The organism is Synechococcus sp. A18-25c (assembly GCF_014280035.1).
Classification (GTDB): Bacteria; Cyanobacteriota; Cyanobacteriia; order PCC-6307; family Cyanobiaceae; genus Synechococcus_C.
Genome location: NZ_CP047957.1, coordinates 853964 through 874638, shown reverse-complemented (window position 1 = coordinate 874638; position 20675 = coordinate 853964). Strand labels below are relative to the sequence as shown.

Here is a 20675-nt window from a genome sequence, read left to right as displayed (position 1 = left end):
CGTGACGGGCAGATGACAGTGGCGCGTTTAATCGCACAATTGCGACGCTTGCATCGATGGGTGGCTCCTTTTGTGGTGCTGCCGTTGCTGACCAGTGTGATCACCGGAACCGCTTACCGCGTGCTTCGCGACTGGTTCGGCTTTAGTCGCGACGATGCGCATTGGTTAATGAGTCTCCACGAAGGGGAATGGCTGGGACCGCAATTGGAGCCTGTCGTCGTGATTCTCAATGGCGTTGGCGTTCTCTGGTTGATCGTCACCGGCGGAAGCATGGTGTTGCAGTCCTGGCGAACAAGTTGGAAACAGCGTTCAGAGAAGGGTGAGCCGGCAGGGTAAAGTGATTGTTTGGCGTGATTACCCGGAGCTGGGATGGCAGCGGACCCGAAAGAAACATCTGCGCAGGACACTGCTGATGCAGTAGCCACTGACAGCGAGACCCCCAAGGCCGCTGCCACCACCGCCAAGGCTGAGCGCTTGAGTCCTGCTGATCTCATCAAAGAGTTTGAGCACGCTCAACTCAAGAGTGACCTTCCCGACATCTATGTCGGGGACACCGTGCGCGTCGGCGTTCGCATCAGCGAGGGCAACAAAGAGCGGGTTCAGCCCTATGAGGGCGTCGTCATCGCTAAGCGCCATGGCGGGATGAACCAAACCATCACCGTCCGTCGAATTTTCCAGGGCATCGGTGTGGAAAGAGTGTTTATGCTTCACAGCCCTCAAGTGGCCTCCATCAAGGTGGAGCGCCGCGGTAAGGTACGGAGGGCGAAGCTTTTCTATCTGCGGGAACGGGTGGGCAAGGCCACCCGCGTGAAGCAGCGCTTCGATCGCTGAGGCTCCGGCCTCGTTCAATCCAATGCCATCGCTTCGGTGGTGGTCGAGGGGTTCATCGCCTTGCGCCGTTAGTTCAGTTGGTAGAACGCAGGTCTCCAAAACCTGATGTCGGGGGTTCGAGTCCTCCACGGCGCGTCCGATGGCCCCTTCTGCAGTTTCCTGATTTCGAGCATGGAGTTGGATCTTCAACCTGGTGATGTGGTCAAGGTCCTCGAATCCGCCGCCCTCGGCTGGGTTCGTGCCCGTGTGATCCGTGTCAAATCCGGCGGACGTGTGGTCGTTCAAAGCGACCAAGGCCGCGAATTCACTGCCCGTGGCAATCAGGTGCGCTTGATTGAACCAGCAGGTTTCAGGCCCTAACGACAATCGCTGTCGTCGAATTGGTCCGCTGAACCCGGCAGGAACACTGCCGGGTTCTTTTTATGAAAGGAACTGTCACTCTGAGTCGACTGCCATCTTGTCGGCCCGACGCGATCGCAGCGCAGACAGCAACGCTGGAATCGTCGGCTGCTTCTTCAAACCACGACCAATCAACAGACCTTCACCACTGGACAAACCCTGATCAACATTCAGCAGCACAAGCTTTGGCATCACTTGGATTCAAGAGCCAAACACTGGCACTAGCCAAGGTGTCTTGGTTTGGTGGCGGCTTCACCGGAACGCAGTCACTGGGGCTGGTCGGGCATTGCCAGATGGTCGTCCTTCTTATTTCTGAGATCCTCGCCACCGCTCCTGCAATTTTGAAACTGACAACCTTGTGAAGACAAGTGATCTCAGGCTTTGACCTGAGAGCTCCAAACCCGTTCACACGCCCTGATGTTGACGAAGGGCAGGGCTGAGGTCGATACTTCACTCGTCGCGATCGCGACACAGGTCCGCTCCCAACCGAGCCGTTGGCGACGCAGCACCTGGGACCGTAGTTCAATTGGTTAGAGCACCGCCCTGTCACGGCGGAAGTTGCGGGTTCGAGCCCCGTCGGTCCCGTTTTCAATTCATCCGACACCGCATGGTTCGCGTTCGTCTGGCACCCAGCCCAACGGGAACTTTGCACATCGGCACGGCTCGAACAGCTGTGTTCAATTGGCTCTACGCCAGGAAAGAGGGCGGATCGTTCCTGCTGCGCATTGAAGACACCGACAAGGAGCGATCCAAACCTGAATTCACCCGCAACATCCTTGAGGGTCTCCAGTGGCTCGGGATCGACTGGGATGAAGATCCCGTGATTCAGAGCGAGCGGGTGAATCAGCACCAAGCAGCGATTCAAACCTTGCTCGACAAAGGCCTCGCCTATCGCTGTTACGCCAGCGAAGAGGAGCTGGAGCGGATGCGGGAGACCCAGAAAGCCTCCAATCAGGCGCCGCGATACGACAATCGCCATCGCGAACTCACACCGCAACAAGAGGCCGCGTTTCAGGCTGAAGGGCGAGAGGCCGTGATCCGCTTCAAGATCGATGACAACGCTGAGATTCTGTGGAAGGACTTGGTTCGCGGACCAATGCGTTGGCGCGGCGCCGACCTCGGGGGCGACATGGTGGTCGCCCGACGGGCACCTGCTGATCAGATCGGTGATCCGCTCTACAACCTGGTGGTGGTGGTTGATGACGCAGCCATGGCCATCACCCACGTCATCCGCGGAGAAGATCACATTGCCAACACCGCCAAGCAACTGCTGCTGTATCAAGCCCTTGGTCTGGCCCAGCCGACGTTCGCTCACGCACCGCTGATTCTTAACGCCGAGGGCCGCAAGCTCTCGAAGCGCGATGGGGTGACCTCCATCAATGACTTCCGCAGCATGGGCTACACAGCAGAAGCCATTGCCAACTACATGACCCTGTTGGGCTGGTCCGTACCGGAAGGCATGGAGGAACGCTTCACCCTGCAGCAGGCAGCGGAGGTGTTCAGCTTCGATCGTGTGAACAAAGCGGGGGCCCGTTTCGACTGGGACAAGCTCAACTGGCTCAATGGGCAGGTGCTGCACGCTCTGCCGCCAGAGCAATTGCTCCAGGACGTGACGCCGCTGTGGACGTCAGAGGGCTGGTCGCTTCCTGAGGATCAAAGTTGGGCGCTGGCGCTGTGTGAACTGCTGGGTCCATCGCTCACACTGATCAAAGACGGCGTCGAACAGGCATCACCCTTCTTTATCTGCCCAGAACTCGAAGAGGATGGTGTGAAGCAACTTGCTGTGGAGGGGGCCAAAACAGCCATCGCCCATCTGGTGACAACCTTGGAATCCGATCCCTGGGATGGGCTCGACACCAGCAAAGCCCAAGCGATGCTCAGCGATGCGGCCAAAGCGACGGGCGTCAAGAAGGGCGTAATGATGAAATCCCTGCGCGCCGCATTGTTGGGCCGTTTGCAAGGACCGGATCTGATCACGACCTGGTCACTGCTGGCCCGAATCGAGCAAGACTTGCCCCGCCTTAGGCGCTGTCTGGACTGAGGGTTCAGGATCCTTCTGAGTCAACCCAAGCGCTCTGGCGAGGGGTTGGGCGCTCAGGCCCTGCAAGCCAACCGTCATCAGAATCGTTAGGAACACCAGACCCTGGAGGCGGCCGGCCCCGAGTACACCCGCCTGTTCCAGCCGAATGGCGAACAGTGATGCAACAGCAGCCGTCACAATCCCCCGCGGAGCCAGCCAGCCCATGAACAGGCGCTGACGCCAGTCGAGCGGCAATCCCATAGTGGACACACCAACGGCAATTGGACGGACCAGCACCATCAGCACAAGCACGCAGCTGACACCGCCCCATCCCAGTGGACTGAGCTCGGCCCAGGACACGTCGGCCGCCAAGAGCGGGAACAGCATGGTGATGGCGAGGCTGGCCAGTTCACGGATCAAGGCATCCAGCTGAGCAGCCTGCGTCGAAGGACGACGACCCACCACCACACCAGCAGCCACGGATGCAGGCAGACCGGATTCGGGCAGAAGCCACTCGCAGATCGAGAACATCAGGAACAGGACGCCCAGCGTGATCTGCAGACGCAGCCCCACCGAATGCTCCGATGGAAGGCGCCGCAACACCTCGGACAGGAGCCAGCCCACCGCCAAACCGATGAGCACCCCACCACCGAGTCTTGAAAGCAAACCCATGGCCAGGCCTCTCCAGCCGTAGAGGTCACCCAACAACTGCTCCAACAGCAACAATGCCAGGACAGCACCAATGGGTTCCAACACCAGACCTTCCGCCTCGAGCACATCGCCCAGGGGCGAAGCCAGTCGGATTTGCTGCACGATTGGAGTCACCACCGTGGGGCCAGTGGACAGCACGATCGCGCTGTAGACCCCCGCGAGGGACCATCCCAGGCCTGCCAACCAATGGGCCGCCAACATGGCAGCCCCAAATGACAACACCAGGCGCGCCAAGGAGATGCGAAGCACAGTGGCTTTGATCGTGTCCCCAGGGAGACGCAGGTTCAGACCACCGTCGAACAACACCAGGCTGACCAGCAGCCCGACGGTTGTTTCCAGCCCAAGGCCGAGGTCCAGAGGTTCAACCAGTCCCAGACCGGAGCGCCCGATCAACAGGCCGGACAGCAGCAGGAGCACCACAGCCTGAAGACCCGACAAGGCAGCAAGCAAACGTGCACAGGCACCGGCGAAGACCGTGATTCCCCAGAGCAGTCCGAGCCTGTCAGGCGTCATCGATCGAGGCGTATTGCGGTTCCACACGCACACCGATCACCGCATCCGGACGGATCACGAGATATTCACCTTCGAAATCACCCAAGGGAACATTCACGAAGGCCTGTGCGCTGCCACCGTTGACCAGCCCCTGATACCAATTCTGAAACGTCTCGAGCGTGGGGAAATGAACCACCTCCGTCTGACCTCCAGATAAGTGGAGCGAAATGCGATAGCGACGGGGGGTACGTGTCATCAGCGAACCGTACAGGTCCAGGGTGTGGGTGAGCTCCCACTCGAAAGATAGAGAGGATGACGCGGTTGCCCGCTTCGGGTGGTGCCCATGGCCAGCGGGGCCGTCCCTGCTCGTCGGTGCCTCAGGGACTGTTTCAGCATCTGCACCACTTGCTGATCCCTTTGGTGCAAACCACCGGCGGCACCCCAACCGAGCCAGAGATCCCAACCAGGGTGAGATGCCCAACCTTGGAACCAGCGGATCAAGACCCGGTCGGTGTTCTCGCCGACCGGATCGGCGCAACGTCGTAGGGCCACAGGAGCCGGTGAAATCCGAGCGAACAGATTGAGCACCACAAGCTGATGATGCCCCCAGGCCTGGGCAAATCCCTTCAGCCGCCGAAGGGTTGGGTCGTCACGATCTGCATCAGCGCGGGAAGGATTCAACCCCACAAACAGAAGAACGCGCCGACGCTCATCCTGTGCGGGTGTTGAAACGACACGCTGAAGCTCCCATCGGTACTGGCCGCAGGTGCTGAAGGAGGCTTCAGACCTCCAGCAGACCACGGGCAGCCTCAAGAATCCGACCACTGGCCAGGCCGTCGCCGAATGGATTCACCGCTCGGGCCATCTGGTCATAAGCCTCGGGATCATCGAGCAGAAGCGAGGCTTCACGGGCAATCGACGCACTGTCGGTGCCAATCAAGCGAGCGGTTCCTGCATCCACAGCCTCGGGACGTTCGGTGGTTCTGCGCAGCACCAAAACGGGCTTCCCAAGGGCCGGGGCTTCTTCCTGCAGTCCGCCTGAGTCGGTAAGCAGGAGCGTGCATCCCTTCATGGCCGCCACCAGCCTGTCGTAATCGAGTGGCTCGGTGAGCACGACCCTGGGATGGTCACCGAGAAGAGCCTGCAGGGGCTCACGCACCGTGGGATTGCGGTGAAGCGGCAGCAACAGCACAGTATCCGGATGACTCTCAATCACCAGGCGCATGCCTGCCGCAATGCTTTTCAGACGCTCACCCCAGTTTTCCCGTCGATGCACCGTGGCCAGGATCACCTTCTGATGAGCCCAATCGATGGGCAGATCATCGAGCGATGGGGCTTGCTTTGCCATCCGCAGCAGAGCGTCGATCACAGTGTTTCCCGTGACTATTACCCGACCGACCACAGCAGAGGCCTGAAGGTTGTCGTGGGAGCGGTGTGTTGGGGCGAAATGCAGCTGCGACACCTGTGAAATCAGCCGGCGGTTGGCTTCCTCTGGGAAGGGATCCAGCAGGTTGTCGGTCCGCAGGCCAGCTTCCACATGACCGACCGGGATTTGCTCATAGAAGGCCGCTAGGGCAGCAGCGAAAGCGGTGGTGGTATCGCCTTGAACGAGCACCAGTCCAGGTGGGAACGCCTGGAAATCGTCGCGGAGCCCCTGCAGGGCAGCACAGGTGACATGCGTCAGTGTCTGACGCGGGGCCATCAGATTGAGATCCTGATCCGGTTTCAGACGGAACAGATCCATCACCTGAGACACCATTTCACGGTGCTGTCCCGTCAGCACCACGCGGGTGTCGAGGGCATCGCAGGCACGGAATTCCTGAATGACAGGGGCCAGTTTGATGGCTTCTGGACGAGTGCCAAGCACGATTGTGACGCGGGGCTTGGCAGCCATAGATAGAAAACTGATGGCGAAATCTTAATCGCGTTTCACCAAGCTCCCACCAAGCCTTCACTCGCCAGGTCAGTGATCTCAGCGAAGCTGAACCCAGCAGCGGAGCCGGCGTGAGTCAAACGATTTTCCCCCCAGGGTTCCCGTCCACCACGGTTCCAGTTCCCCACCGTCATCCGACACCGGCACCGATCAGAGCCATGCCCTCCGATCTGGAGTCAGCACCGAGCCTGGAACGCATTGTCCAGATCGCAAATGAGCGAGGACATTCCGATGTGCACCTTGGCGTCGGGGAATCACCCCGGTACCGAGCCCGAGGCGAAATGCTCCAGACCGAATGGCCTGTTGCCACGCAGGAAACCTTTCAGGGCTGGCTCCAGGAGATTCTCTCTCCTCAACAGATTGATGACTTCTTTCGGTCGAAGGAGTTCGACGGCGCCCATGCGTTCCCGTTTGTGCGCGTGCGCATCAACCTGTTGGATTCCTTGAGGGGGCCAGCCATGGTTCTGCGTCTGATTCCCCAGACCATCCTCAGCCTTGAGGCGTTGCAACTTCCCGATGTTTTAAGAGATCTAGCCATCAGACCCAAGGGGCTGGTGCTGGTCACGGGGCCAACAGGATCTGGCAAAAGCACAACACTGGCCGCGATGATCGATTGGATCAACCGTCATCAGAGTCGTCACATCCTCACCATCGAGGACCCCGTTGAATTCGTGCATTCCAGCCAGCGCTCCCTGATCCGCCATCGGGAGGTGGGTCTGCACACGCACCAATTCCACAATGCCCTCCGGGCAGCATTACGTGAGGATCCCGATGTGATCCTCGTGGGTGAAATTCGCGATCAGGAGTCACTCAACACGGCACTGGAAGCCTCCCAAACCGGACATCTGGTGTTTGGGACGCTGCACACCAACTCTGCTGTCAAGACCGTGGAGCGTGTTCTAGGAATGTTTCCTCCAGAAGATCAAGACAGCATTCGACGATCCCTGTCGGAAGCCCTGCTCGGGGTGATTGCTCAGGGACTCATCCGCACCAACGACGGCAAGCGCGCCGCGTTTCACGACATCCTGATCAACACAGATGCTTGCAAGGACTACATCCAACGGGGAGCCCTGGATGAGGTTGAAAACATCATGGAGCGCAGCCGGTTCGATGGCATGGTCACCACCAACCAATCGCTTCAGAGGCTGGTGGAGGAAGGTCGTGTTGACGCCGATCAAGCGGTTGCCGTAAGTCTCAAACCCAATGAACTAGCCCAAGCTCTGCGTGGTCGTGGTGGAACTTGATCAAATCCATTCAGACACCACCACCTTGAAAACCAGCCATTGGCAAAACAATCCCTCAGAAGAACAACCGAACAACGCGTCAGCCGGCTGCGAAGAGTCTGATCAACAACAGAAATGCCAGTCCGGCTGACAACCCAAGCATGGCCAGGCGACCGTTCCAAATCTCAGCCTGAGGGGTGAAACCCCTGCGCCAGGAATTCAGCTCAACAGAATCCACCGGTTCGACCTTGGACTCTTGATGGGGGTCAACTGTCATCCCCGCACCCCAAATCAGATGCAATCACCCTATGTGTTGCATCTCAAAAGGGGGGATTCGATTGATACAGAGGTGCACAGTTCTCAAGCGGCCAACGGGCAGACACTCCCAGCTGCAAAGAACTGAAGCCACACATCGCGCTCCAGTGGAGGCGCTGGAACGCTGCCGCACCAACCATCGCAGCGTTGTCGGTGCAATACGCCAATGGAGCGAGATGGACAGCCACTCCCTGCTGACTGCCTTGCGCATGCATGCAGCGGCGCAAGCGCTGGTTGGCGGCCACACCACCCACCATCACCAGAGTCGACAAACTCTGGTCAACACAGCATCGGAGACTGCGCTGCACGAGCACATCCACCACCACCTGCTCAAAGCTGGCGGCAAGATCTGCAAGCGGTAAGGGTTCCTCAGCACGTTTGCAGGCCTCGACCTGCCTCAACATGGCCGTCTTGAGACCACTAAAGGAAAAGTCATAGGGATAAAAGCCACCACCAGGCTTGGACACACGGCCCTGGGGCAGAGAAAAGCGAGTCGAATCGCCATTCACCGCGACGTCCTGGATGGCAGGACCACCCGGATAGGACAGCCCCATCAGCCTGGCCACCTTGTCGAAGGCCTCACCGGCGGCATCATCGTGGCTTCGACCAAGACGCTCCATGGAGCAATCACCATCCACCCGGATCAGCTCGGTGTGGCCGCCACTCACCAACAAGACCAAGTAAGGCGGTTCTGGGGATTCGTCAGCGAGATGCACGGAGGCCAAATGGGCCTCAAGGTGATGCACACCCACAAAGGGGCGGTCGTGGAGAGCCGCAAGCGTGCGTCCGGTGATGGAGCCGGCCATCAGAGCGCCCACAAGTCCTGGCGTGACCGTGGACGCCACAGCGTCCAGATCAGGAATCGATAACTGAGCGTCATCGAGGGCCTGATCAATGAGGTGCGGCAGTGCTTCCACGTGCCGACGGGATGCAATTTCAGGAACCACGCCTCCCCACTGGGCATGCTCCTCGATCTGGGAGGCAATGCGATGCGCCAGCACGTGCAATCGACCCTCGCGAAGCTCCACCACGGCAGCTGCGGACTCGTCACAACTTGTTTCGAGGGCGAGCAGCTTTGACATCCGAACCGAGCGCCTCCACTACTGTCGTTTTGTGACATCCTGCCGCTTCGGCGCAGGCTCAACAGGAATCGTCCCGATGCGTCGTCTCTTCGCCCTCGCGCTTTCGGCACTGCTTGTCTTCGGCTTTGCGCCCGTCGCCAAAGCAGATGTTGCAGGTCTGACCCCCTGCTCAGAAAGTGCCCGTTTCCAGCAACGCGCCAGCGCAGCCTCCACACCACAAGCCAAAGCTCGCTTCGACATGTACAGCCAAGCTGTGTGTGGTGAAGATGGTCTCCCTCACCTGATTGTGGACGGCCGCTGGGATCACGCTGGTGATTTTGTTTATCCCGGCCTGATGTTTCTCTACGTGGCTGGTTGCATTGGTTGGTCGGGTCGTGAGTACCTCAAGGCCACTCGCGGCACCAAAGAGCAATACATGAAGGAAATCCAGATCGATCTCCCGTTGGCTCTCAAATCTTTGATTGCTTCAGCCACCTGGCCTCTGGCAGCAGTGCGTGAATTCACCAGTGGAAAGCTGCTGGAAGATGATTCCAAAATCACTGTTTCCCCTCGCTGATTAATCCCATTCCCTCCTTGATCCACTGAAACGATGAAGAAATTTTTGAGCACAGCACCTGTAGTTGCGGCCATCTGGTTCACAGCCACAGCAGGAATCTTGATTGAGTGGAATCGGTTCTTCCCCGATCTTCTGTTCCACCCCATGGGTTGAGCATAGATTCACTTTTCATGAAAAGGGAGGACTGAGGTCCTCCCTTTTTTTTTGCGCATTGCCAACCATTCAGGCAAGATTCATGAGGCGTTCAAGCTCTGTCAGTGCGATGTCCAGATCATCGTTGACAACGACTGCATCAAATTCCTTCTGAGCTGCCAGTTCAGCTCGGGCACGATCCAACCGTTTCTGAATGGCATCTTGCGACTCCGTTCCACGTCCGCGAATACGGCGCTCGAGCTCCTCAAAACTCGGTGGAGCGAGAAAGATCTGAAAAGCCTCAGGAAAGCTGCGGCGCACCTGACGTGCTCCCTCCAGCTCGATTTCCAACAGCACAGGGGTGCCAGCATCCAGTCGCTGCATCACTGGTTGCCGGGGGGTCCCGTAGCAGTTACCGGCAAATTCTGCCCACTCCAGCAGTCCTCCTTGAGCTACGAGTTCGTCGAAGGATGGACGGGAATGAAAAAAGTACTGAACTCCATGCTGCTCACCATCCCGCGGTGAGCGTGTGGTCGCAGAGATCGAGAGCCAAACTTCGGGATGACGCTCCAGTAGACGGGCCACAAGCGTGCCTTTGCCCACACCGCTTGGCCCCGTCAAGAGGACGAGCCGGGCTCGGCGGTCGGTCAGGGCCATGGCTTGTGCGCAGTCAGGCTGCAGGGTAGGAAGGCACCCCACATCAGTAGACCACCGACAGCGATGGCCAGCAGCACGCTTCAGGTGATGGATCTCACCAGCCTCAAGGCCGTGCTGGCGGACCTTAGCGGTCAGATTCTTCCAAGCCGTTTCGAAAAGGCCCAGCAGCCAGACCCACACAGTCTCCAGCTGGGTTTCCGCACGCTGAAGGGAATGATTTGGCTGGAGCTCAGTTGGCAGGCAGAGGCCGCCAGGCTCGTGCAGATTCGGCCACCCAAAAGGACTGGTTCCGGCAGCACGCTGGCACAACAGGTTCAACACGGACTGCGACAGCTAGCTCTCGTCGGCCTGCAACAACAGGGATTCGAGCGTGTGGTGCAGTTTCAATTCGCTCCGCGACCCGGAGAAGCAGCCGTCAGGACCCTGGTCTTGGAGCTCATGGGTCGTCATAGCAACTGCCTGATGCTGGATGAGCAAAAGCGCATCACAGCGATCGCCCGTCAAGTGCGGCAGCATCAATCAAGAATTCGGCCGCTGAGCAGTGGTGATGCCTATTGTCCACCCCCTGCTCTGCAAAGCCTGCCGCCACAGCTGAACGAACCCATCGAACAGTGGCAGCGACGCCTGTCACTGCTGCCGATCGCCTTGGGCAAGGCATTGCGGGAGACCTACCAGGGCATCAGCCCCGCGCTGGTCAAACAACTGATCGCACTTCCGCCGACGGCTGCCGACCCTTCTCCAGCACTACTGCCCTCCACACCAGTGGACTCCATCACCCCTGACCAGTGGTTGCGACTGCATCATCGCTGGCTGCAATGGCTCAAGCATCTCGACCAGACAATCTTCGAACTCCACTTCGAGGAAGAGGGTGGGTACTGCGTCTGGAACAAACCTGACGACGAACGCGTCGATCAACGTGACAATCAACAAGATGCTGGCGTGGGGGATTGCCTCAGCCTCCGCCTGGGTCTCTATTACCGGCACCACCTCAATGCTCGTCGCCTGCAGCGCAGGACCGACGAACTGAGGCAATTGCTGCAAGTGAGTCGTGAACGGGAAGAGGCCCAACGACAGGAGCAACAAGACCGCATGGAAGACACCGACAACGCGGGAACCCTGCAGCACCAGGCCGACACCCTTCTCTGTCAGCAGAATCCAGACCGCGACAGCATTGATCGGGCTCAGAAGTTGTATCAACGAGCCCGACGGTTGCGGCGTGCCATTCCCGTGATCCAGGAGCGCCTCCGGCATCACAATCAACGCCTGGCCCTGCTGGATGGCAGCGAGAGCTTTCTCGAGGATTTGATCCAGGCGGAATGGGATGACCCTGCTGAGCGCAGCCGACAGCTCGAGGACCTCAAGCTTGAATTGGAGGAGCTACTGGCCCCCAAGCAGCAACGTCGTCACGCGGGTCCACCACCGGGACAGCCACAGCCACTGGCCTTGGCAACCACGGGTGGACTGCTGATTCAGGTGGGGCGTAACCACCGCCAGAACGAATGGATCAGCCTTCGACAGGCCCGCAGCGGTGATCTCTGGTTTCACGCACAAGAATGCCCCGGCAGCCACGTAGTGCTGAAGGCATCAGCCGCAGCGGCATCCGATCAGGATGTACAGGAAGCAGCAGACCTCGCCGCTTGGTTCAGTCGCGCGAAGGGCAACCGACGGGTACCCGTGGTGATGGCTTCGGTGGATCATCTCCAGAGAATTCCTGGATCGGCCCCAGGAACCGTGCGACATCGTCAGGCGGAGTTGGTTTGGGCTGAGCCAGACCGTGCACGCCGAACCCTTGAGGCGCGGGAGCCCCTAGCCTGACCTTGAACGGACAGTGAAGCCCCCCTGACCAGGACCGAGCCCGACAAGCCAAGCGCACTGTCACCGCCACCCCCGATTCGTATCGGGAGTCTTGACAGCCCTCCCAATGACGTGGAGATGCCTCTGGTGGATCACCTGGAGGAGCTGCGTCAACGGGTGCTGCGCAGTCTTGGAGCTGTGGTCCTCTGCGCTCTGGCCTGCCTGCTGACCGTTCGGCCGCTGGTCCGAGTGCTCGAAGAGCCTGCAGGTTCCATCCGGTTCCTGCAGTTGGCACCGGGGGAATTCCTATTCGTGTCCTTCAAAGTGGCCGGTTACGCCGGTCTAACCCTGGCTTTGCCATATGTTCTTTATCAAGGCCTGGCCTTTGTGCTTCCAGGCCTCACCCGTGGTGAGCGCCGGCTGATTGCACCGGCGGTGGCGGGTTCCGCCGTGCTGTTTTTGGCCGGCCTGGCGTTCGCATGGTGGGCCCTTGTTCCAGCAGCACTGCGTTTTTTGGTGAGCTACGGCGCTGATGTGGTGGAACCAATCTGGTCGATCGAGCGCTACCTCGATTTCGTTCTGCTTCTGATGCTGTCCACTGGGCTGGCCTTCCAATTACCCGTGCTGCAGTTACTGCTGGGAGCCTTCGGACTGGTCAACTGGAAACGCATGCTCTCGGCCTGGCGCTGGGTTGTGATGATTTCGGCTCTTGCCGGAGCGGTGCTCACCCCCTCAACGGACCCGGTGACGATGATTCTTCTGGGGGGTGCGATCACTGGGCTGTACCTGATCGGGGTTCTTCTGGTGGCGCTGGTGCAGCGCTTCAAAGCAGAAACTCCTCCAGCCGCTCCTCCCCCTGCAGCTGCAGGCTGAGGGCTTTTCCCAACCTTGGACGGTCTCGAGTGGTGCTTAACCAATCGCGAACGACCCCCGCCTGCCCCAATCGGTTGACGATTTCCAACACTTCGGCGAGGTGAGATCGGTAGGCCTCTTCGCTCAAAGGGAACGATTGCTGCTCGAGATAGGCCCACATCACCTGCAGATACATCCGGCGACGGCGAGTCACCAATTGCAGGTCGTAGCTGGCTTGCCAGCGAGAGCGCAGAAGTTCAACCACCTCATCCACAGTCAGGGGATCTGGCAGAGACGACAAGGGTGATTCAACAAGCACAAATGGCGACCTTAAACATCGGTGAAAAGTCCAGTCTTCGCAGAGCGTGACACGACCTACAGCGTCCATAATGAACCGCATTCAGTGCCCAACAACAGTCAGTTATGACTCAAACGCCAGCAGGTGATGTGCCCGGAATGGGGCGTCGGCAATTCATGAATCTGCTGACCTTCGGGTCTGTGACCGGCGTGGCCCTCGGCGCTCTGTATCCGGTGGTGAACTACTTCATCCCCCCTCGCGCTGCAGGAGGCGGTGGTGGCACCACGGCCAAGGATGAGCTGGGCAATCCGGTCACTGCCAGTGGTTGGCTGAGTAATCATCCCAGCGGTGACCGCAGCCTTGTCCAGGGCCTCAAAGGTGACCCCACCTATTTGATTGTCGAAGGCGATGACGCCATTGGCAGCTACGGCATCAACGCCATCTGCACCCACTTGGGTTGTGTCGTGCCCTGGAACAGCGGTGCCAACAAATTTATGTGTCCCTGCCACGGCAGCCAGTACGACGCCACCGGCAAGGTGGTTCGCGGTCCAGCACCCCTGTCCCTTGCCCTGGCGAACGTCAGTGTTGAAGACGACAACGTGTTCGTGAGCCAATGGACCGAAACCGACTTCCGCACGGGCGAGAAGCCCTGGTGGGGCTGATCCACGATTCCTTTCCCGCCGTTCTCCCCTGACTCACCGTCTCCGATGCGCCGCCTTCTTTCACCTCTTTTCGCCGCTCTAATCGTCGGCGTTGCCGTGTTCTCAGCACCGTCCAGCAGCTGGGCTTATCCCTTCTGGGCTCAGCAGAACTACGACGCCCCCCGCGAAGCCACAGGCAAGATTGTTTGCGCCAACTGTCACTTGGCGAAAAAACTGACCCAGGCTGAGCTGCCTCAGTCGGTGCTTCCGGACACGGTGTTCAAAGCGTCCGTCAAAATCCCCTATGAGGAAGGTCTCCAGGAAATTGGAGCCGATGGCAGCGACGTCGGCCTGCAGGTGGGTGCTGTGATTCAGCTGCCCGATGGCTTCACTCTGGCGCCCCAGGATCGCTGGACCGACGAGATCAAGGAAGAAACCGAAGGTGTTTACTTCACCCAGTACAGCGACGATCAACCCAACATTCTTCTGGTGGGTCCCCTCCCTGGTGACCAACATCAGGAGATCGTCTTCCCGATCCTGTCTCCCGACCCTGCCACCGACAGCAACATCCACTTCGGCAAGTATCAGGTGTTCGTGGGCGGCAACCGTGGCCGTGGCCAGGTGTATCCCACTGGTGAGAAGAGCAACAACACCGTCTTCACGGCCTCTGCAACCGGCACCATCGACTCCATCGAAGACGGTGACAACGGCGCCAAGGTGGTCACCATCAACACTGACGATGGCAGCAGCGTCAGCGAAACCATCCCTGTCGGCCCAGCACTTCTCGTGGCAACAGGTGATTCCGTGACTGCCGGTGCTCCCCTGACCAACGATCCCAACGTCGGTGGTTTCGGACAGATGGACGCTGAGGTTGTGCTTCAGAACCCAGTCAGAATCTACGGATTACTCGCTTTCTTCGCAGCTGTTGCACTGGCCCAGATCATGTTGGTTCTGAAGAAAAAGCAGATCGAAAAAGTCCAAGCTGCTGAGGGTGTCTGAGCCCGGTGTTCTCCGCAGTGTTCACATCGCCCGGGCCCGAGCTGGTTCAGCTCGGGCCTTTTGTTCTCCGCTGGTATGGCCTGCTGATTGCTCTGGCCGTGCTGATCGGCCTCAATCTCTCCGGCTGGTTGGCACGTCAACGAGGGTTGGACTCCCATCTGATCAGTGACCTGCTTCCAATCCTGGTGCTGGCAGCTGTTGTGGGAGCCAGGATGTATTACGTCGCTTTCGAATGGCAGAGCTACCAACGCTCCTGGTGGGACGCCTTCGCCATTTGGAGGGGAGGCATTGCCATCCACGGCGCCTTACTGGCAGGCACATTGGCCGTGATCCTGTTTTGCCGATGGAAGCGCGTGGCCTTCTGGGATGTGTTGGATGTTCTGGTGCCCTCGGTTGTTCTGGGCCAAGCCATCGGCCGATGGGGAAATTTTTTCAATTCAGAGGCTTTCGGCGTTCCAACCAATCTTCCCTGGAAACTGTTCATTCCCTTTGCTAACCGCCCTCAGATCTTCAGCGACTCCGAATTTTTTCACCCCACCTTTCTCTACGAGTCAATCTGGAATCTCGGAGTCTTTGTGCTGCTGATGGTGCTCTTCCAGCTAGGACGCAGTCAAAGGCTCCAACTTCCTGCTGGGGCCCTCAGCTGTACCTACTTACTGAGTTACAGCCTTGGTCGCATCTGGATTGAGGGCTTGAGGATTGATCCTCTCTGCTTGGGAGGCCAGCCCCCCTTCTGCGATGGCGGATTGCGTGCGGCTCAATTGATGAGTTTCAGCCTGATGGCCCTGGCGAGTCTCGGGCTGTACTGGCTGTATGGACGCCAAGCCTCTCTCCCTGACCCAGGCCTACGACAGACAGATGGATCATGATCAAGCTTTCAATCGTGGGTGCCGGGCCAGGCGCGCCTGACCTGCTCACCCGTCGAGCTGAAGAGAGAATTCGTGCGGCCGACGTGCTGATCTGGACAGACTCGCTGGTCTCTCCTCAGATCGCTGGCTTAGCTCCCGTGGGTTGCGAAAGCATTCGCACCAGCTCGCTCACGCTGGAAGACGTGCTTCCACTGATGATCGATCGTGCCAAGCAAGGCCTGAGAGTGGTTCGACTACACGATGGAGATCCTGCTCTTTACAGCGCTTTGAATGAGCAGGTCTGCGGACTTGCAGATGCCGGCATTGAAGTGGAAGTTGTCCCTGGCGTGAGTGCTTATCAGGCCACAGCTGCCGCTCTGAATGCGGAACTGACCATTCCAGGGGTTGTTCAGACCATCGTTCTGAGTCGAACAGGTGGACGCACCGGCGTTCCACAGCGAGAAGACTTGGGAAACTTGGCCCGACTTCAAGCATCGTTATGTCTTTATTTGAGTGCTCGTCATGTGGACGAAGTGGCGGCGACATTGTTGGAGCACTACCCAGCAGATACACCGGTCGCGATTGGCTACAGGGTGAGCTGGCCAGATCAGTGGATGATGATGGTGCCACTCGATCAGATGGCCAAGGCCAGTCGTGAACGCAATCTGATCCGGACCACGCTGTATGTCGTCAGCCCTGCCTTTCGCTCCAGTCAGCAGCGCTCAAAACTCTATGCACCGGATCATGACCACCTATTCAGACCTCACCGTTAAAGCCTGCGAGGCCGGCCGTGGTCTAGGATCATGGGGTGCGGGCGATTAGCACAGTGGTAGCGCACTTCCTTCACACGGAAGGGGTCACTGGTTCGAATCCAGTATCGCCCATTAAAAAGACTCCCTTATGATTAGGGGATCTCTTTTATATTTAATCAAGGAACAAAAGCAACAATCTTCAGTCAAACCACCAGCCTTGGTTCACTCCAATGCGCAAGACAATAACGCCGTTCTGGATAGATGAATGGGACTGATTCAGCTACCAAACTTCAACGCTGTCGTCATCCAAATCTGAATCCGCCGAACGAAGAGCTCCAAGCCCTTCGAAGCCGTGGTGGTGGGTGCACTGGGTCGATCCAGAGCCATGGCATGGAGAGCCGTGGACGGAGGTTCGTATCCATCAAAGGCAATCATGGCGTCACGAGCCCCTTGAAGGTCCTGAAGCAGAGCCCGCGGAGACAGCTGCTCACGCGAACGATTGCGCGCACTCGACATCCTTAAACCCAGGCGAACACCCCCTTTTGTTAGTCAGAAGCCAGCCCTGAACACCCGTCATCGTCATAGGCCGCAATGAAGCCCTGCCTCAACCAACAATGACTGTGTGCTTCTTGGTACTGACAGATCTGTGAAACCACATTAATTTCAAAGGAGCTTTGTAAAAAAGGGCGAATGTGGTCGATGGATTCCGATCGCAACAAGGATTCTGAATCCACCTCAACGCTCCAAGACATCGGCGCAGTGCTCCGTCAGGCACGGGAGTCCCATGGGATGACCTGCGAGCAATTAGCTGGCGCTCTGAACATGGGAACCGAGCAACTGGCCGCCCTTGAGTCGGGTGATCTCGATCGGCTACCTGAACCGGTCTTCATTACGGCCATGACGCGCCGCGTTGCCTCCAAACTTCATGTGGACAGCGACTCTCTGATCCAGCGATTGCAGACAGCGCTTCCCAATCCGAGCAGCCGCAAGACATCAGAGCCTGGCCCCAGTGCCAAGGCTCAGACCACAACTCAAATGATGACGGTCAGTCCCCAACATTCGTGGGGTCGTTGGATCACTGCAGCCATCAGCGTTGCTGCCGTCGCCGGTGGCGCCATGGTGCTGTCCAGCCAACAGCGCAGTCTCCAAACCACAGCCATCCCTACAGCGCCACAGGCCATGCCCTCAGAGGTGGTGAGCAACGATGACAACGATGACAGCGATGACAGCGTTGTCGAACTGGAGACGTCGACACCACCGGCCGTTATCACCATCACAAGCTCAGAACCCAGCTGGCTGTCGATCCGCAACAGCGATGGATCGGAGCTGTTCGAAGGCACTCTTGCCGACAGCAAGACATTGCCCGCGGATGCAGATGTTGAGATCTACGCCGGCCGACCGGATCTTGTACTGATTAGCCGTGGCGAAGAAACGCCCAAGGCCCTGGGCACGATTGAAGAGGTGCGTTGGTACAAGCTCAATCCCTGATTTTCACCTGTAGCTTCAGCCCGGTGACCGTCATCACCACCTCCGAGCAGCTCTCCAGACTCCACTGCTCAAGACTGACGTTCTGATTGAGACGTTCAGGCACGAGCTCAAGCACGAGATGATGGCCGACCACCTCAGCGATCAGAGCTCTCACCACTGGCTCGGGCCTGCGGTCGAGCGCGGCGGCAAGGCGCAGTAACAGGGACATCTCGGACACAGTTCGACGGTTGTCCCTCGTTTGCAATGCCTGCCACGACTCATGACGCTTCTTAGGCAAGCTACGGCGGTGATACCGCGCGATCGCCGCGATCATCAGATGCTCGGCTTCTGAATATCCCAGCAGCTCTCCGTGACGGATCAGATACCAGGAGTGCTTGTGATAAGCGGACAGATTGATGTGCTGACCGCTGGCATGCAACATGGCGGCCGCCCACAGCAGATCCCGTCCAGATCCGTCGTCACGATGCAGGGTTCCGTACGTGTTGTCGTACAGGCCTAGAGCATGACTTGCCACCCGCTCGGCACGGGTCTGATTCACGGCAAACCGTTGAACCTGATGAAGCACCGTGCGCTGCCGAATGCTGCTCTGAAAGCTGAACCGGTCTTCCAAAAGACCGTGACGCAACATCCAGTCAACGATCAGGCCCTCGCGCAGGGCTCGTTCACTCAGGACCAGTTCGTCCACCCCGAGCATCTGCATGGTGGTCTGGAGAATGAGTGATCCAGGCACGATGATTTCGGCCCGGCGATCATTGATCGCTGTGAGACCGCGTCGCTGATCAGGCGTCATGGTCGCGAGTCTCTCCACAACGCGGTTCAGGCGCTGCCGAGAGACCTTGTAGCCATGCAGCTTCAAAGGAGGGCGGTCATCCTCGGCGGCGGCCAGAGCACCGATCGCCATGGCGGTGCCGCTCGTTGCCACCAGCACCGGGGTCTCCCCCGGTTTGATCCGGCGATGCACCTTGTCCACCGCAGGCTCCAGGGATCCCTGAATGAAGGCCTGAAGAAAGGAGCGACGTTGTGGTGGGATCGGGTCATCTTTGACGAAATCACGCTGAAGCCTCACCGCGCCAACACGGGTACTGGTGAGTGCGCGGGCATCCCGACCATCCGCCAGGATCAACTCGGTGGATCCGCCGCCGATGTCGAGCACCAGATGCGGTCGATCACCAAAGGGCATTCCGGACAAGACACCGAGGTAAATCAGGCGCGCTTCCTCAGGACCACTGACGAGATCCACGTCCAGATCCAGCTGATCCTTGACCATCTGGAGAAAGTCCCGGCCGTTGGGCGCCTCACGCACCGCACTGGTGGCGGCGACGACGATCTGCTCCACCTGGTGACTGAGTGCAAGCTCCTGAAAATGGCGAAGGCTCTCCAATCCTCGGGCGATTGCTTCAGGCGTGAGCTCACCGGTCTCTGGATCGCGCTCACCCAGGCGGGTGGTGGATTTCTCCGCTAGATCGATGGTGAACGTGCCCAATGCCACTTCCACAGACGCCACGAGCATGTGGGTGGAGTTTGTGCCGACATCAATCGCAGCCACGCGCCGAACCTGCCGCGGCTCGCGCAGGCCCGCGTCCAGAGCCTGGCGCAAGCGCTGATCATTTCGGTCCACGGTAGTCACAGGCGAAGTGTCGGCACCTGACATGGCGCACCGTGAAGGAGTGGGCCCCACTCTGCCATCGGTTCTCCAGGGGGGGAGCCTGCTGATTAAGGTTCGAAAATTCCCGTGTTTGAGCGCTTCGCACCGTGACCGGAACGACCTTTGCGCGCGTCACGACACCGTGGTTGGCCCTGCTGCGGTGGAACAAGCCCACAGGTCGCCTGATTCTGCTCATTCCGGCCGGCTGGAGTCTTTGGCTGGCTCCAGCCGCACCACCTTCCCTAGCCCTGATCCTGCGCATCTTGATCGGTGGACTTGCCGTCAGTGGCGCCGGTTGTGTGGCCAATGATCTCTGGGATCAAAGGATCGATTCCGAGGTCGAACGCACCCGTCAACGTCCACTGGCTAGCGGCGCACTAGGCCGATCACAAGCTGTAGTAGCCCTGTTGCTGCTGCTGGCACTGTCCCTCGGGGTGGTGCTCAGTTTTCCCTCTCAGGTGTTGCAGCTGTGCCTGCTGCTGGCAGTGCTGGCGCTGCCACCGATTCTTTTTTATCCCTCTGCCAAGCGCTGGTTTCCCTACCCGCAAGCTGTCCTGGCGATCTGCTGGGGCTTCGCTGTGCTGATCCCCTGGGCAGCGATTGAGGGCAATGTTTGGCCCACCCTGCCGCTGATCTGCTGCTGGTTTGCCACGGTCTGTTGGACCTTCAGTTTTGACACGGTGTACGCCATGGCCGACCGCCCGGACGATGCTCGGCTGGGGCTGCGCAGCAGTGCCTTGTCTTTAGGGCGTAGAGCCGTCAGAACAGTGAGGGCGGGCTACGGCCTCACCACAGCGGCACTGGCGATTGCAGCTGCGTCCGCTGAAGTGGGCGTGGTGTTCTGGCCTATTTGGGGGCTAGCCACCGTGGGGTTTTGGCAATCCACCCAGACACTTCGGGGCTCAGAGCAACAGGCGCCAGCGATTTATGCGCGTCATTTCGCCCGTCAGGTCCAGATCGGAGCACTCCTGCTGGGCGGTTTGGTGCTATCCAGGGGTCTCGGATGA

26 protein-coding genes and 3 tRNA genes are annotated in these 20675 nt (G+C 59.0%); 19 read left to right on the top strand and 10 right to left on the bottom strand.

What is annotated here, in order from left to right; all coding sequences use genetic code 11:
• The first annotated feature begins 12 nt into the window (after nucleotides 1–12).
• The 7 genes from SynA1825c_RS04760 (at nucleotide 13) to gltX (ending at nucleotide 3271) form a co-directional block, all read left to right on the top strand.
• On the top strand, nucleotides 13–336 hold the full coding sequence (locus tag SynA1825c_RS04760; RefSeq protein WP_186470506.1) for a PepSY domain-containing protein: 324 nt from the start codon (nucleotides 13–15) through the stop codon (nucleotides 334–336).
• A 33-nt stretch (nucleotides 337–369) separates the two neighbouring features.
• A complete protein-coding gene (rplS, locus tag SynA1825c_RS04755; RefSeq protein ID WP_186470505.1) occupies nucleotides 370–831 on the top strand; it encodes a 50S ribosomal protein L19 in 462 nt (153 codons plus the stop codon).
• Nucleotides 832–893: 62 nt separating this feature from the next.
• Nucleotides 894–966, top strand: a tRNA-Trp gene (locus SynA1825c_RS04750).
• A 36-nt stretch (nucleotides 967–1002) separates the two neighbouring features.
• On the top strand, nucleotides 1003–1191 hold the full coding sequence (locus SynA1825c_RS04745; RefSeq protein WP_006043540.1) for a hyperconserved protein Hcp: 189 nt from the start codon (nucleotides 1003–1005) through the stop codon (nucleotides 1189–1191).
• Between the two features lie 62 nt (nucleotides 1192–1253).
• Nucleotides 1254–1592: a hypothetical protein gene (locus SynA1825c_RS04740; RefSeq protein ID WP_186470504.1), complete on the top strand. Its 339-nt coding sequence runs from the start codon at nucleotides 1254–1256 to the stop codon at nucleotides 1590–1592.
• Between the two features lie 149 nt (nucleotides 1593–1741).
• Nucleotides 1742–1815: transfer RNA gene (locus SynA1825c_RS04735), tRNA-Asp, on the top strand.
• Nucleotides 1816–1837: 22 nt separating this feature from the next.
• Nucleotides 1838–3271 (top strand): glutamate--tRNA ligase, encoded by a 1434-nt coding sequence (gltX, locus tag SynA1825c_RS04730; protein ID WP_186470503.1) that lies wholly within the window; start codon nucleotides 1838–1840, stop codon nucleotides 3269–3271.
• Here gltX and SynA1825c_RS04725 read toward each other — a convergent pair.
• From SynA1825c_RS04725 to wecB, 4 genes are read right to left on the bottom strand one after another with little or no spacing between them, the layout of a single operon-like run.
• Nucleotides 3215–4474 (bottom strand): sodium:proton antiporter, encoded by a 1260-nt coding sequence (locus SynA1825c_RS04725; protein WP_186470502.1) that lies wholly within the window; start codon nucleotides 4472–4474, stop codon nucleotides 3215–3217. The genes gltX and SynA1825c_RS04725 overlap by 57 nt on opposite strands.
• On the bottom strand, nucleotides 4464–4709 hold the full coding sequence (locus tag SynA1825c_RS04720) for a hypothetical protein (RefSeq protein ID WP_186470501.1): 246 nt from the start codon (nucleotides 4707–4709) through the stop codon (nucleotides 4464–4466). Before SynA1825c_RS04720 ends, SynA1825c_RS04725 begins: the two co-directional genes overlap by 11 nt.
• On the bottom strand, nucleotides 4709–5254 hold the full coding sequence (locus SynA1825c_RS04715) for a DUF1643 domain-containing protein (RefSeq protein WP_186470500.1): 546 nt from the start codon (nucleotides 5252–5254) through the stop codon (nucleotides 4709–4711). The genes SynA1825c_RS04720 and SynA1825c_RS04715 overlap by 1 nt, the downstream gene beginning before the upstream one ends.
• Nucleotides 5235–6347, bottom strand: coding sequence for a non-hydrolyzing UDP-N-acetylglucosamine 2-epimerase (gene wecB, locus SynA1825c_RS04710; RefSeq protein WP_186470499.1), 1113 nt, complete (start codon nucleotides 6345–6347; stop codon nucleotides 5235–5237). The genes SynA1825c_RS04715 and wecB overlap by 20 nt, the downstream gene beginning before the upstream one ends.
• A gap of 110 nt (nucleotides 6348–6457) precedes the next feature.
• Here wecB and SynA1825c_RS04705 point away from each other — a divergent pair, with 110 nt between their 5' ends.
• On the top strand, nucleotides 6458–7630 hold the full coding sequence (locus SynA1825c_RS04705; RefSeq protein WP_370523184.1) for a type IV pilus twitching motility protein PilT: 1173 nt from the start codon (nucleotides 6458–6460) through the stop codon (nucleotides 7628–7630).
• 79 nt (nucleotides 7631–7709) lie between these two features.
• On the opposite strand, the gene SynA1825c_RS04700 is transcribed toward SynA1825c_RS04705, so the two are convergent.
• Entirely contained in the window at nucleotides 7710–7886 is a 177-nt protein-coding gene (locus tag SynA1825c_RS04700) for a high light inducible protein (protein WP_186470498.1), read from the bottom strand.
• Between the two features lie 43 nt (nucleotides 7887–7929).
• A complete protein-coding gene (gene tsaD / locus SynA1825c_RS04695) occupies nucleotides 7930–9006 on the bottom strand; it encodes a tRNA (adenosine(37)-N6)-threonylcarbamoyltransferase complex transferase subunit TsaD (RefSeq protein WP_186470497.1) in 1077 nt (358 codons plus the stop codon).
• Nucleotides 9007–9082: 76 nt separating this feature from the next.
• Between tsaD and SynA1825c_RS04690 the strand changes: the two genes are divergently transcribed.
• The gene (locus SynA1825c_RS04690; protein ID WP_186470496.1) at nucleotides 9083–9562 is read left to right on the top strand and encodes a Photosystem I reaction center subunit III; all 480 of its coding nucleotides are present in this window, start codon (nucleotides 9083–9085) and stop codon (nucleotides 9560–9562) included.
• A 33-nt stretch (nucleotides 9563–9595) separates the two neighbouring features.
• Complete coding sequence (psaJ, locus tag SynA1825c_RS04685) at nucleotides 9596–9715, top strand: photosystem I reaction center subunit IX (protein ID WP_186470495.1); 120 nt, start codon at nucleotides 9596–9598, stop codon at nucleotides 9713–9715.
• Nucleotides 9716–9784: 69 nt separating this feature from the next.
• On the opposite strand, the gene gmk is transcribed toward psaJ, so the two are convergent.
• Entirely contained in the window at nucleotides 9785–10351 is a 567-nt protein-coding gene (gene gmk, locus SynA1825c_RS04680) for a guanylate kinase (RefSeq protein WP_186470494.1), read from the bottom strand.
• 63 nt (nucleotides 10352–10414) lie between these two features.
• Here gmk and SynA1825c_RS04675 point away from each other — a divergent pair, with 63 nt between their 5' ends.
• Nucleotides 10415–12166 carry an NFACT family protein gene (locus SynA1825c_RS04675; protein ID WP_186470493.1) on the top strand — a complete coding sequence of 584 codons (1752 nt, stop codon included), beginning with the start codon at nucleotides 10415–10417 and terminating at the stop codon, nucleotides 12164–12166.
• Between the two features lie 117 nt (nucleotides 12167–12283).
• A complete protein-coding gene (tatC, locus tag SynA1825c_RS04670; RefSeq protein WP_186470492.1) occupies nucleotides 12284–13018 on the top strand; it encodes a twin-arginine translocase subunit TatC in 735 nt (244 codons plus the stop codon).
• Here tatC and SynA1825c_RS04665 read toward each other — a convergent pair.
• Nucleotides 12969–13298: a DUF3067 family protein gene (locus SynA1825c_RS04665; protein WP_255477067.1), complete on the bottom strand. Its 330-nt coding sequence runs from the start codon at nucleotides 13296–13298 to the stop codon at nucleotides 12969–12971. The two genes, tatC and SynA1825c_RS04665, sit on opposite strands and share 50 nt — an antisense overlap.
• A 122-nt stretch (nucleotides 13299–13420) precedes the next feature.
• Between SynA1825c_RS04665 and petC the strand changes: the two genes are divergently transcribed.
• The 5 genes from petC (at nucleotide 13421) to SynA1825c_RS04640 (ending at nucleotide 16667) form a co-directional block, all read left to right on the top strand.
• Nucleotides 13421–13957: a cytochrome b6-f complex iron-sulfur subunit gene (gene petC / locus SynA1825c_RS04660; RefSeq protein ID WP_186470490.1), complete on the top strand. Its 537-nt coding sequence runs from the start codon at nucleotides 13421–13423 to the stop codon at nucleotides 13955–13957.
• Nucleotides 13958–14002: 45 nt separating this feature from the next.
• Nucleotides 14003–14935: a cytochrome f gene (petA, locus tag SynA1825c_RS04655; protein ID WP_186470489.1), complete on the top strand. Its 933-nt coding sequence runs from the start codon at nucleotides 14003–14005 to the stop codon at nucleotides 14933–14935.
• Between the two features lie 5 nt (nucleotides 14936–14940).
• The gene (gene lgt, locus SynA1825c_RS04650) at nucleotides 14941–15804 is read left to right on the top strand and encodes a prolipoprotein diacylglyceryl transferase (protein ID WP_186470488.1); all 864 of its coding nucleotides are present in this window, start codon (nucleotides 14941–14943) and stop codon (nucleotides 15802–15804) included.
• Nucleotides 15801–16556, top strand: a complete 756-nt coding sequence (gene cobM, locus SynA1825c_RS04645) for a precorrin-4 C(11)-methyltransferase (protein WP_186470487.1) — start codon at nucleotides 15801–15803, stop codon at nucleotides 16554–16556. The genes lgt and cobM overlap by 4 nt, the downstream gene beginning before the upstream one ends.
• 39 nt (nucleotides 16557–16595) lie before the next feature.
• A tRNA-Val gene (locus SynA1825c_RS04640) sits at nucleotides 16596–16667 on the top strand.
• A 144-nt stretch (nucleotides 16668–16811) separates the two neighbouring features.
• On the opposite strand, the gene SynA1825c_RS04635 is transcribed toward SynA1825c_RS04640, so the two are convergent.
• Entirely contained in the window at nucleotides 16812–17051 is a 240-nt protein-coding gene (locus SynA1825c_RS04635; RefSeq protein ID WP_186470486.1) for a hypothetical protein, read from the bottom strand.
• Nucleotides 17052–17234: 183 nt separating this feature from the next.
• Here SynA1825c_RS04635 and SynA1825c_RS04630 point away from each other — a divergent pair, with 183 nt between their 5' ends.
• Nucleotides 17235–18023: a helix-turn-helix domain-containing protein gene (locus SynA1825c_RS04630; protein ID WP_186470485.1), complete on the top strand. Its 789-nt coding sequence runs from the start codon at nucleotides 17235–17237 to the stop codon at nucleotides 18021–18023.
• Here SynA1825c_RS04630 and SynA1825c_RS04625 read toward each other — a convergent pair.
• Nucleotides 18013–19674 carry a Ppx/GppA phosphatase family protein gene (locus SynA1825c_RS04625; RefSeq protein ID WP_186470484.1) on the bottom strand — a complete coding sequence of 554 codons (1662 nt, stop codon included), beginning with the start codon at nucleotides 19672–19674 and terminating at the stop codon, nucleotides 18013–18015. The genes SynA1825c_RS04630 and SynA1825c_RS04625 overlap by 11 nt on opposite strands.
• A 101-nt stretch (nucleotides 19675–19775) precedes the next feature.
• On the opposite strand from SynA1825c_RS04625, the gene SynA1825c_RS04620 reads away from it, so the two are divergent.
• A complete protein-coding gene (locus SynA1825c_RS04620; protein WP_186470483.1) occupies nucleotides 19776–20675 on the top strand; it encodes a 4-hydroxybenzoate polyprenyltransferase in 900 nt (299 codons plus the stop codon).

Excerpts from the sequence above, each read along its gene's own strand:
- psaJ (WP_186470495.1), top strand. The coding sequence starts at position 9,596 with ATGAAGAAATTTTTGAGCACAGCACCTGTAGTTGCGGCCATCTGGTTC.
- SynA1825c_RS04740 (WP_186470504.1), top strand. The coding sequence starts at position 1,254 with ATGAAAGGAACTGTCACTCTGAGTCGACTGCCATCTTGTCGGCCCGAC.
- SynA1825c_RS04625 (WP_186470484.1), bottom strand. The coding sequence starts at position 19,674 with ATGTCAGGTGCCGACACTTCGCCTGTGACTACCGTGGACCGAAATGAT.
- tsaD (WP_186470497.1), bottom strand. The coding sequence starts at position 9,006 with ATGTCAAAGCTGCTCGCCCTCGAAACAAGTTGTGACGAGTCCGCAGCT.
- tatC (WP_186470492.1), top strand. The coding sequence starts at position 12,284 with ATGCCTCTGGTGGATCACCTGGAGGAGCTGCGTCAACGGGTGCTGCGC.
- rplS (WP_186470505.1), top strand. The coding sequence starts at position 370 with ATGGCAGCGGACCCGAAAGAAACATCTGCGCAGGACACTGCTGATGCA.
- SynA1825c_RS04635 (WP_186470486.1), bottom strand. The coding sequence starts at position 17,051 with ATGTCGAGTGCGCGCAATCGTTCGCGTGAGCAGCTGTCTCCGCGGGCT.
- SynA1825c_RS04745 (WP_006043540.1), top strand. The coding sequence starts at position 1,003 with ATGGAGTTGGATCTTCAACCTGGTGATGTGGTCAAGGTCCTCGAATCC.
- SynA1825c_RS04700 (WP_186470498.1), bottom strand. The coding sequence starts at position 7,886 with ATGACAGTTGACCCCCATCAAGAGTCCAAGGTCGAACCGGTGGATTCT.
- SynA1825c_RS04725 (WP_186470502.1), bottom strand. The coding sequence starts at position 4,474 with ATGACGCCTGACAGGCTCGGACTGCTCTGGGGAATCACGGTCTTCGCC.
- petC (WP_186470490.1), top strand. The coding sequence starts at position 13,421 with ATGACTCAAACGCCAGCAGGTGATGTGCCCGGAATGGGGCGTCGGCAA.
- SynA1825c_RS04630 (WP_186470485.1), top strand. The coding sequence starts at position 17,235 with ATGGATTCCGATCGCAACAAGGATTCTGAATCCACCTCAACGCTCCAA.
- gmk (WP_186470494.1), bottom strand. The coding sequence starts at position 10,351 with ATGGCCCTGACCGACCGCCGAGCCCGGCTCGTCCTCTTGACGGGGCCA.
- petA (WP_186470489.1), top strand. The coding sequence starts at position 14,003 with ATGCGCCGCCTTCTTTCACCTCTTTTCGCCGCTCTAATCGTCGGCGTT.
- gltX (WP_186470503.1), top strand. The coding sequence starts at position 1,838 with ATGGTTCGCGTTCGTCTGGCACCCAGCCCAACGGGAACTTTGCACATC.
- SynA1825c_RS04720 (WP_186470501.1), bottom strand. The coding sequence starts at position 4,709 with ATGACACGTACCCCCCGTCGCTATCGCATTTCGCTCCACTTATCTGGA.
- SynA1825c_RS04690 (WP_186470496.1), top strand. The coding sequence starts at position 9,083 with ATGCGTCGTCTCTTCGCCCTCGCGCTTTCGGCACTGCTTGTCTTCGGC.
- SynA1825c_RS04675 (WP_186470493.1), top strand. The coding sequence starts at position 10,415 with ATGGCCAGCAGCACGCTTCAGGTGATGGATCTCACCAGCCTCAAGGCC.
- SynA1825c_RS04760 (WP_186470506.1), top strand. The coding sequence starts at position 13 with ATGACAGTGGCGCGTTTAATCGCACAATTGCGACGCTTGCATCGATGG.
- wecB (WP_186470499.1), bottom strand. The coding sequence starts at position 6,347 with ATGGCTGCCAAGCCCCGCGTCACAATCGTGCTTGGCACTCGTCCAGAA.
- cobM (WP_186470487.1), top strand. The coding sequence starts at position 15,801 with ATGATCAAGCTTTCAATCGTGGGTGCCGGGCCAGGCGCGCCTGACCTG.